Annotated in this window: 11 protein-coding genes; 5 read left to right on the plus strand and 6 right to left on the minus strand. The window is 71.0% G+C overall.

What is annotated here, in order from left to right; all coding sequences use genetic code 11:
* The 3 genes from L0P92_RS38190 to L0P92_RS38200 all read right to left on the minus strand — a co-directional run.
* Window positions 1-965 (minus strand): hypothetical protein (locus L0P92_RS38190; RefSeq protein WP_234767717.1); only part of this gene is annotated, 965 nt, incomplete at its 3' end.
* A 94-nt stretch (window positions 966-1,059) separates the two neighbouring features.
* Window positions 1,060-1,473, minus strand: coding sequence for a hypothetical protein (locus tag L0P92_RS38195; RefSeq protein ID WP_234767719.1), 414 nt, complete (start codon window positions 1,471-1,473; stop codon window positions 1,060-1,062).
* A 52-nt stretch (window positions 1,474-1,525) separates the two neighbouring features.
* On the minus strand, window positions 1,526-2,998 hold the full coding sequence (locus tag L0P92_RS38200) for a glycoside hydrolase (protein WP_234767720.1): 1,473 nt from the start codon (window positions 2,996-2,998) through the stop codon (window positions 1,526-1,528).
* Between the two features lie 261 nt (window positions 2,999-3,259).
* Here L0P92_RS38200 and L0P92_RS38205 point away from each other — a divergent pair, with 261 nt between their 5' ends.
* The 4 genes from L0P92_RS38205 to L0P92_RS38220 all read left to right on the plus strand — a co-directional run bounded on the left by L0P92_RS38205 (window position 3,260) and on the right by L0P92_RS38220 (window position 6,315).
* Complete coding sequence (locus L0P92_RS38205; protein WP_234767721.1) at window positions 3,260-4,042, plus strand: class E sortase; 783 nt, start codon at window positions 3,260-3,262, stop codon at window positions 4,040-4,042.
* Window positions 4,043-4,154: 112 nt separating this feature from the next.
* Window positions 4,155-4,466, plus strand: coding sequence for a DUF6412 domain-containing protein (locus L0P92_RS38210; RefSeq protein ID WP_234767722.1), 312 nt, complete (start codon window positions 4,155-4,157; stop codon window positions 4,464-4,466).
* A 131-nt stretch (window positions 4,467-4,597) separates the two neighbouring features.
* Window positions 4,598-5,317 carry a YidC/Oxa1 family membrane protein insertase gene (locus L0P92_RS38215; RefSeq protein WP_234767723.1) on the plus strand — a complete coding sequence of 240 codons (720 nt, stop codon included), beginning with the start codon at window positions 4,598-4,600 and terminating at the stop codon, window positions 5,315-5,317.
* Between the two features lie 140 nt (window positions 5,318-5,457).
* Window positions 5,458-6,315, plus strand: coding sequence for a fumarylacetoacetate hydrolase family protein (locus L0P92_RS38220; protein ID WP_234767724.1), 858 nt, complete (start codon window positions 5,458-5,460; stop codon window positions 6,313-6,315).
* A gap of 87 nt (window positions 6,316-6,402) precedes the next feature.
* Here L0P92_RS38220 and L0P92_RS38225 read toward each other — a convergent pair whose 3' ends face one another.
* The 3 genes from L0P92_RS38225 to L0P92_RS38235 all read right to left on the minus strand — a co-directional run bounded on the left by L0P92_RS38225 (window position 6,403) and on the right by L0P92_RS38235 (window position 9,006).
* Window positions 6,403-7,257: an LLM class F420-dependent oxidoreductase gene (locus L0P92_RS38225; protein ID WP_234767728.1), complete on the minus strand. Its 855-nt coding sequence runs from the start codon at window positions 7,255-7,257 to the stop codon at window positions 6,403-6,405.
* Between the two features lie 154 nt (window positions 7,258-7,411).
* Window positions 7,412-7,936, minus strand: coding sequence for a heme-degrading domain-containing protein (locus L0P92_RS38230; RefSeq protein ID WP_234767726.1), 525 nt, complete (start codon window positions 7,934-7,936; stop codon window positions 7,412-7,414).
* Window positions 7,933-9,006 (minus strand): Gfo/Idh/MocA family protein, encoded by a 1,074-nt coding sequence (locus L0P92_RS38235; RefSeq protein ID WP_234767727.1) that lies wholly within the window; start codon window positions 9,004-9,006, stop codon window positions 7,933-7,935. Before L0P92_RS38235 ends, L0P92_RS38230 begins: the two co-directional genes overlap by 4 nt.
* A gap of 111 nt (window positions 9,007-9,117) precedes the next feature.
* Here L0P92_RS38235 and L0P92_RS38240 point away from each other — a divergent pair.
* The coding region (locus L0P92_RS38240) for a winged helix-turn-helix domain-containing protein (RefSeq protein WP_234767729.1) at window positions 9,118-9,513 on the plus strand (396 nt) is incomplete at its 3' end.

Genomic DNA, 9,513 nt, shown 5'->3' on the forward strand with positions numbered 1-9,513 from the left:
CACCCAGCCCCCCGCTGAGGCGGCCAAGCCACCGCCCGCCCCCGTGCCGCCAACGTCGTCGCGTACTGCGGCAGCAGCGTCGCGTCCCCCGGTGAGGCGCCCTCCGAGGCAGCGAAGGCCTCGTACGACGGCACCGTCCCCGTGACGATGCCCAAATTCGGGGTGCCGGACGAAGAAAGCTCCCGCAGTGAGGTCTCTATCGTCGTCAGGTGCTCCTCATGCGAGGGATACTCCACCGCCAGCGACGGATACGCGGCGACCAGCTCCGTCAGTTCGGCCGCCGTCCAGTGCAGGACCGCCACCGGGAACGGTCGGGAGAGGGCCTCTCGGTAGGCGCCCAGTTCCGCGCGGAGGCGGGAGATCTCGGCCTCCAGTTCCGCCGGGTTGTCCGAGCCCAGGGACCACACGCGCTTCGGGTCGTGGAGTTCGTCCAAGGAGACCGGCATGGAGTGGAGGGTGTCCGCCAGGAGGTCCCACTCGTCGTGGGCCACGCCCAGCATGCGGCGGACGCGGTGGCGGCCGAACAGCAGGGGGTGCGTCGCGTACGAGGGCTCCGCGACGTCGGTCAGGAGGAGGCGGGCGCCCTCCGTGAAGGTCTCCTGCGCCTGTTCCAGCTCGTCGTGGGACTCCAGGGCCTCCGCGACGATCACCCATGGGGCCGGGTCCGGCGGGGCGGCTGCCCGGACGCCGTCGATGATGGCCCTGGCCTCGGCCTCGTGGCCGTACTCCCAGAGGTTCGAGGCCTTCAGGGCTCGGACCAGGTGAGGGTTGTCCAGGGGCGTCGACGACGACAGCAGGCGGTCGTAGAGCGCGGTCGCGGCGGGGCGGTCGCCGGAGAGTTCCAGGTGGGCCGCGGCCTGGAGGAGCAGGGCCTCGGCGTCCTCGGGGTAGAGGCCGGCGGTTCGCTCCAGGCGTGCCGCCTCGGCGGTGTGGTCGACGTTTTCGGCAGGCGTGTCGGGGCGCATGGCAGACACCGTACTGGCTGGGGATGGCGGTGCGGAGAACAGAGGGAGGAACAGGGTGCGGATATTGCCTGGTCGAGGAGGGATCCGGCCTCCGTCACGTCTTCGCCAGACACAGCAGCACCAGGAACGGCACCGGGACCAGAGTCGCCATCGCTATCCATCTCCCCGGGCGGGCGTCGGCTCGGCGGCGGGGGCCCAGGATGTCCACCGTCAGCACGGCGAGCAGCAGGAGCGCTCCCGTGATCGCCAGCAGGAACATCATCACCGGCGCGTGATCGAGCGTGTGGTAGTCGCAGTTCGACATGTCCGGCCTGGTCGCGAAGGCCTCGCAGCTCGAGGGCAGGTAGTCGGTCAGCAGCCAGTACGTCAGATAGAGCGGGATGAGCGCGGGCATGCCCAGGGCCAGGTTCGCCAGCGCGGGCGCCAGCAGGCCTGGGCGGCGCCCGCGCTCGTTCTCCGTCTTCGCCTCGTTCTCGGTCTTCGCTTCCGCGGCTGCCTTCGTCGTCACTTGGCACAGGACGTCACGCGAGGTTCCGACGGTTGCGTCACGCCCCGCCGGATCAGATCACCACCCCGTCGATCTGCAATGTCTGCACCGCCTTCGCCGCGAACGGCACCGCCACCGACTTTCCGCTCAGGAACGTGTTCGAGTAAGACCGGTACCGGTCGCCGCCCGTCGTCACCGTGTTCCAACGGGGGACCAGCCCGCCTGAACCGCCCGAAACCGTCGTGAATCTGGACAGGTCGAAGGTCAGGGTCTGGGCCGACGTCGACGTGTTCACCGCGACGATCACCAAGCGGCGCGCCGCCGCGTCGTAGGCCGCGGCCGCGTAGCTCACGCCCGTGTCGAGGATCCTCATGCCGGGGCGGATATGGCGGCTGAACTGGGCCATCACGTAGTACTTGGTCTGGATCGTCGTCGGCTGGAGGGTGTTCGCGTCGTACGCGATCATCGCCCAGCCCGTCGACGGGTCCATGACCTGCCAGTAGCACCAGGCCGTCGGGTGCAGCCAGCGGAAGTCGTAGCAGAGGTTCGAGGCCAGGGTCAGGCCCGTGCCGTCGCTGTCGCCCGTCTCCGAGTTCCAGAGCTTCTTGCCGGAGGTCGTGACGACGTCCGTGTAGAGGAGGTCGCGGCGGCCGCCCGAGCCCTGGTAGCCGTGCACGTTGACCTGGTTGACCAGGGCCTTGGTGGAGGAGCCGAAGGACGACCACGTCGAGCGGGCCGTGTCGTAGTTCGTCTCGTCCGACGCCGAGATACGCACGCCCGTCAGGCCCCGCTTGTCCAACTCGCTGCGCATGTACGGGAGTACGGCCGCCTGGACCGCCGGGTCCATGTGGCAGCCCTCCTGGGTGCCAGTGGCGGTCCACCAGGTGGAGGCCGGCTCGTTGAAGGGGTCTACCGTCGCGAAGTTCACGCCCCAGTTGTTCCTGGCGTACAGCGCCGTCGCCGCCAGGTGCGAGGCGTGCTGGCGGTAGTTCCAGGTCTGGAGGTTGTTGCCGCCGCCCGCCGCGCCGGAAGGGTTGTGGTTGGAGCACATCCACCACATGGGGGAGTTGGCGAAGAGCTCCGTGGTCGCGCCGCGCGACGTCGCCTTCTGGAGCATCGCGCGCTGGTTGGCGTCCGCGGTCCAGTCCCAGGCCGAGGACGTGGGGTCCTCGTTGTTCCAGTCCTGCCAGAAGCCCTCGATCTGCTTGAAGCCGGGGATGTTGGGCGAGGCGACCATCGACTCGCCGTTCACGGCGTTCCAGCTGCACGCGCCGAGGTTGTAGCGGGCGATGTTGAGGCCGAGGCCGGGGAGGGACGTGCCGTTGTAGGTCACCGAGTTGGTGGTGAAGAAGAGGTCGGCGAAGTCGTTCCGGTTGCCGAAGACGTTGGCCCACCAGGCCAGGGAGGTGCCCCAGCCCTCCCAGGTGCCGTACGACGTGCCGGGATTGACGGCGATGGTCGCGTCCGCGTGCGCGGTGCCCGTCGCCAGGGCACTGCCCACGAGGGCGCCGCCTGTCGCCGCCAGCAGAGTTCTGCGTCTGATCATGACTTCTCCGCTTCGTTCAACGGCCGGTGTCGGCGGTGTCGTCGTCGAACCGGCTCCATGGCTGGTCCCGCTGATGCCGACAGGAAGCATCGGGTGTGGCGGGTGAGGTTGTCGAGGGTTCCAACAGCCCTTTCTCAAACCTGTGGAGGAAGTGTTCGGGGTACCGGACAGCGGCCTTGTGCGGACCGGCCGCGCACGGGTCTGGAGACCTCTCGCCCCAGCCCTTATCGTGCGGGCGGCCCCGGTGGAGGAGGCTCACGGATGGTGCGGGTTCGCGTCGTGCGGCACAGCGGGCTTCGGCGGCGTGCGCTGGGGCGCCGGGTGCTGTGGGGTGGCGGGGAGGCGCTCGTCACCGTCGGGGTGGTGCTTCTGCTGCTGGTCGTCCATCAGATGTGGTGGACCAACCGGGAGGCAAGGGAGGGGGCCGAGCGGGAGGTCCGGGCGCTGGAGCGGGCCTGGGACGGGGGCGGTGACGCCCGTACGGCCGCCGAGGCACCGACCGCTTCCTCGCCCACGACCACATCCACGCCCGCCACCTCGTCGACCCGCACGCCCGACCGCTCCTCCGGCGCCGCCGCACCCGCGCCCGACTGGTCCCAGGCCTACGCCATCCTCACCATCCCCCGCCTCCACCTCCGCGTCCCCGTCGCCGAGGGCGTCAGCAGGAACGGTGTCCTCAACAAGGGCTACGTCGGCCACTACCCCGGAACCCAACAGCCGGGCCAGGCCGGCAACTTCGCCCTCGCCGGGCACCGCAACACCCACGGTGAGCCCTTCCGGTACCTCGACCGGCTGGCGCCCAGGGACACCGTGCGGGTCGAGACGCGGAGCGCGACGTACACGTACGCCGTCGACAAGGTCCTGCCGCAGACCACCGCGCGCGACGGGAGCGTCATCCGGGCCGTCCCGCGCTCCACCGTCCGGCCGGGCCACGGCTACCGCACCCCCGGCTACTACCTCACGCTCACCACCTGCACGCCCGAGTACACGTCGAAGTACCGGCTCGTGGTGTGGGGCAAGCTGGTCTCCATGCGGCCGCGCTGATCCTGTATAACGAACATCAGGACGATCGCCGCGACAGAGCACAGAGCACAGAGTGCGGAACGCAGGGCACAGAGCGCGGAACGCAGGGCGGTACGGAAGGGAGGGGCAGCCGATGATGCGCAGTTGGGCCAATCCGCGTCCCGCCGCCGTGCTGGTGCTCCTCTTCCTCGACATCGCGCTGCTCGACACCGGCAGCCTCTCCGCCACCGTCGCGCTCGCGGCGACCGCGGCCGCGAGTTCCGCGTTCTCCGTCTGCTCGCTCCTCGCCTCGCGCGCCGCGCCCGCCGTGGCGCCGACCCGGGTGCGTACGGCCATCCGCGACCGGGCCCGCCGTACGGCCTTCCTGCCGCAACGCGACCCCGACGCCTCCGGCCGGCCCCGGCCCAGGGCGCCCGGACACGCCCTCCCGGCGACCGTCGCGTAGGGCAGGCACGCACCGCATCAGCAGCACCATCAGCGCACCAGCCTGACCCGCGCGGGTCGTCATGCCGCATTCCGCCATGCCGCTTCCGGCATGTTCCGTCCGGCACGACGAGACCCTCGGAGGGCTCACCCATGTCCGTTTTCGCCGACCTTGTTCAGCGGCTCGCCGATCTGCTCCAGCCGCTGTTCGGCGCGTCCGCGGCCGCCGCCGCGATCGTCCTGTTCACCGCGTTCGTACGACTGCTCGTGCATCCGCTCTCCCGGGCCTCCGCCCGCGGGCAGAAGGCCCGGACCGAACTGCAGCCGAAGATCGCCGAGCTGCGCAGGAAGCACGCCAAGAACCCCGAGAAGCTCCAGCGGGCCGTACTGGAGCTGCACGCCGAGGAAAAGGTGTCGCCGCTGGCCGGATGCCTGCCGGGGCTGTTCCAGCTGCCCGCGTTCTTCCTCCTCTACCACCTCTTCTCGAACACGACGATCGGCGGGAAGACGAACGAGCTGCTCACCCACCAGCTGTTCGCCGCGCCCCTCGGGGACCGCTGGGCCGACGCGCTGACCGGTGCCGGGGGAGGGGTCTTCGGAGGGGCCGGGGTCGTGTACCTGGGGCTGTTCGTGATCGTCGCCGCCGTCGCCACGTTCAACTATGTGCGGACGAAGCGGATGATGGCGGCCAACAGCCCGGTCCCCGTGGCCGACGGGCAGCAACTGCCCGGCCTCGGGGCCGTCGGCAAGGTCATGCCGTTCATGTCCTTCTTCACCCTGGTCACCGTGGCGGTGGTGCCGCTGGCGGCCGCGCTGTACGTGGTGACCAGTACGACCTGGAGCGCGGTGGAACGGGCCGCCCTCTATCGCTGAGCCGGTGCACCCGCCCTTCGGGCCTACGGTCCAGTACGTGAACCAGGTATTGCGGACTGGCCGTCGACCTTGGAGGATCGACCAGTCCTCCGATGGCTGCACCCGTCGGAGGGCGCCCGCGATCGAGGGAGATTGTGATCATGAAGCTGCTGCGAGTCGGTACGGCGGGAGTGGAGACGCCTGCGTTGCTCGACGCCGAGGGGGTTCTGCGGGACCTCTCCGGAGTCGTGCCGGACATCGACGGGCCGCTGCTCGCCGACGCCGCGGCGCTCGGCCGGATCCGGGCCGCCGCGGACGCCGGGGAACTGCCCGCGCTGGACGCGGCCGGCCTGCGGGTCGGGCCGCCGCTCGCGCGGATCGGCAAGGTCGTGTGCATCGGGCTGAACTACCACGACCACGCCCGCGAGACCGGCGCCGAGCCGCCCGCCGAGCCGGTCGTCTTCTTCAAGGCCGCGGACACCGTCGTGGGCCCGAACGACACCGTGCTGGTCCCCCGTAAGTCGACGAAGACCGACTGGGAGGTCGAGCTCGCGGTCGTCATCGGACGTACGGCCCGTTATCTGGAGTCGGACGAGGAGGCGCTCGCGCATGTCGCCGGGTACGCGGTGGCGCACGACGTGTCCGAGCGGGAGTTCCAGATCGAGCGGGGCGGGACCTGGGACAAGGGCAAGAACTGCGAGACGTTCAACCCGCTGGGGCCCTGGCTGGTGACGGCGGACGAGGTGCCGGACCCGCAGAACCTGTCGCTGAAGCTGTGGGTCAACGGGGAGCTGAAGCAGAACGGCACCACGGCCGAGCAGATCTTCCCGGTCGCGGAAGTCGTGCGGTACGTCAGCCAGTTCATGACGCTGTACCCCGGTGACGTCATCAACACCGGTACGCCGGCCGGGGTGGCCCTCGGGCAGCCCGAACCGAAGCCGTTCCTGCGGGCCGGGGACGTCGTCGAGCTGGAGATCGAGGGGCTCGGACGGCAGCGGCAGGAGTTCAAGGACGCGTAGGCGCTCCGCTGGGAGAGCCCGGAAACCGCGCCGGGCCTCGATGCGGCCCCGCGCCTCTTGGGGGCATCGGCCCCCAAGAGGCGGCGGTCACGCCAGCAGCGAGGCGATCCGGCGCCATGCCTCCCGCGGAAGCGCCTCGCGCGTACCGCCTTCCACCACCTGCAGGGCCACATGGTCCGCGCCCGCCGCGACGAAGGCGTCGATCCGCTTGCGGATCGCGGCCTCATCGCCCCATGCGAACACCGCGTCGACCAGGCGGTCGCTGCCGCCGTCCAGCAGATCGTCCTCGGTGAAGCCGTGGCGCAGGAAGTTGGTGGTGTAGTTCGGGAGGGTGAGATACATGGCCAGGTAGTCGCGGGCAACGGTGCGGGCCCGGCCCGGGTCCGTTTCCAGGACCACCTTCAACTCCGGGGCCAGGAGCGGGACTTCGCCCAGGATCTCGCGGGCATGGGCGGTGTGCTCGGGGGTGACCAGGTACGGGATCGTGCCGGCCGCCCGGTCGCGGGTCAGCTCCAGCGTCCTCGGACCCAGGGCCGCCAGGACGCGACGGTCCGCGGGGGCGCCGGCCTTGTCCAGCTCGTCGAGATAGGCGACCAGAGCGGAGTACGGGCGGCGGTACTGCTCCGCGAACTTCGCGTGGCTGACGCCGAGACCGAGGACGAACCGGCCGGGATGGGCCGCCTCCGCCTCGGCGAAGCCGGCCGCGCTCTCGGCGGCGTCGTACTGCCAGATGCTCTGGATGCTGGTGCCGACCGTGAGCGTCGAGGTGGCCTCCAGGAGCGGCAGGGCGTGCCGCGCGGCGCTGCTGCCGCCCAGCCAGACGGCGCCATAGCCGAGCTGCTCCAACTCGGCGGCGGCCTCGCCGAGTTCGCCGCGCCGGGCCGGGTCCTCCGAGCGCAGGCCGACGCTCCAGATGCCGTGGCGTCCGACGGACCTCTTCAAGGCGTCACTCGCCGGGTCGTCATGCGTACGGCCGTCATCCGTACGGCTGTCGGTCACGCGGCTGTCGTTCACCAGGCTGTCACTCACGACGCTGTCCCTCCGGTCGGTGTCCCGTACAGGGGTGCCAACCGGAGGGTGCCACCGGTTCTTCCCGTCAGCGCTTCAAGAACTCCTCAAGCGCCTCCACGACGAGCCGGTGGTCCTCCAGCTGCGGCAACCCGCTCACCGTCACCGACCCGACGACTCCGACCCCCTCCACGTTGATCGGGAACGAGCCCCCGTGCGCCGCGTAGACGTCGGGGTCCAGGCGGGAGGAGTCCTCGAACGTCGTGCCCTTGGCGCGGAAGCGGGCGCCGACGACGTAGGACGAGGTGCCGTAGCGCTCCACCACCCGGCGCTTGCGGGCGATCCAGGCGTCGTTGTCCGGGGTGGAGCCGGGCAGGGCCGCGTGGAACAGCTGCTGGCCGGCGCGGTGGATGTCGATGGCGACCGGGGCCTGGCGTTCGCGGGCCAGCTCGACCAGCAGGGAGCCCAGGGCCCAGGCGTCGTCGTAGGTGAACCGGCGGAACACCAGGCGGCGTTCCTGGGCCTCCAGTTCCTCCAGGGGCGGGGTGAGCTCCGGGTGGAACTTCGGGGTGATCTCCGGGTTGTGCGTCTTGCTCGTCTTGTGCGTCGTCACAGGGTCACCGCCACTCCGTCTCGGGCCGAACGACGCGCCGCCTCCAGCACGTCCAGGGTCGCGGCCGCCTCCAGGGCGGACACCGGGTTGGGGCCGCCGGCCAGCAGGGCCTCGGCCACGGCCGCATAGTAGGCGGGGTAGTCGCCGGGGAGGGTGGGTTCGGCGCGGCCGCCGCCCGTCAGGGGGGAGTCGCCGGCGCCCACACGGCCCCACATCGACTCGGGTTCCGTGCCCCATTCCGTACCCGCGCCGGGCCGCCGCCCCTCCCGCAGCGCCGCCTCCTGCGGATCGAGGCCGTACTTCACATAGCCCGCCTTAGAGCCCAGCATCCGGAAACGCGGGCCGAGCTGGGCGGTCGTGGCGGAGGCGTACAGATGGGAGCGGACGCCGTTCGCGTGGGTGAGGGCGATGAAGGTGTCGTCGTCCGTCTCCGCGCCGGCCCGGCGGACGACCGCCTCCGCGTACACCTGGGTGACCGGGCCGAAGAGCACCAGCGCCTGGTCGACGACATGGCTCCCGAGGTCGTAGAGCAGACCTCCGATCTCTGCCGGGTCGCCGGACTCCCGCCAGCCGCCCTTGGTCTGCGGACGCCAGCGTTCGAAACGGGACTCGAAGCGCCATACGTCGCCCAGTTCGCCCTCGGCCAGGAGCCGACGCAGGGTCAGGAAGTCGTTGTCCCAACGGCGGTTCTGGAAGACGGACAGGAGCAGCCCGCGCTCCTGGGCGAGTGCCGCGAGGTCACGTGCCTCGGCCGCCGTGCCGGCGATCGGCTTGTCGACGACGACCGGGAGGCCCGCCTTCAGGGCGGCCGTCGCGAGCGGGACGTGCGTCTTGTTGGGGGACGCGATGACGACCAGGTCCAGGTCGGCGGCGCGGGCGAGCAGTTCGTCGGGCGTGGCGACGACGCGTACGGCCGGGTGCTCGGCGGTGGCCTGCTTGTGCCGCTCGGGGTTCGACGTGACCACCGTGTCCAGGGCGAGCCCCTCGGTGGTGGCGATCAGCGGGGCATGGAAGACGGAACCGGCCAGGCCGTAGCCGACCAGGCCGACGCGGAGGGGAGTAGCACTCATACGAACCACTTTCGCAACGCTGTTGCCAAAGTGCAAGCGCCGGGGACAATGGACGGCGTGAACAGGACGAAGGACGGCGGCGGGGACGCGGGGCGGCGGAGCCGCGACTCGATGCGGCTGGGTGCCCTGCGCAGCCACAACACCGCGCTCGTGCTCGACCTCCTGCGCACGGCCGGCCCCGAGGGCATCAGCCGGCTCGAACTCGCCGAGCGCACCGGCCTCACCCCGCAGGCCGTCAGCAAGATCACCGCCCGGCTGCGGGAGGACGGACTCGCGGCGGAGGCGGGGCACCGGGCGTCCACGGGCGGCAAGCCGCGCACGGTGCTGCGGCTGGTGCCGGAGGCCGGGCACGCGGTCGGCGTGCATCTGGACCGGGACGAACTGACGGCCGTGCTCTGCGATCTGACCGGCGCTGTGGTGGCGCAACGGAGGGCTCCGCTGGACCTGGGGGCGGATGCGGAGACGGTTGTCGAGCGGGCGGTGCGGGTGGTGGGGGAGTTGGTGGCG

This window comes from Streptomyces muensis, assembly GCF_021474425.1.
GTDB lineage: Bacteria > Actinomycetota > Actinomycetes > Streptomycetales > Streptomycetaceae > Streptomyces > Streptomyces muensis.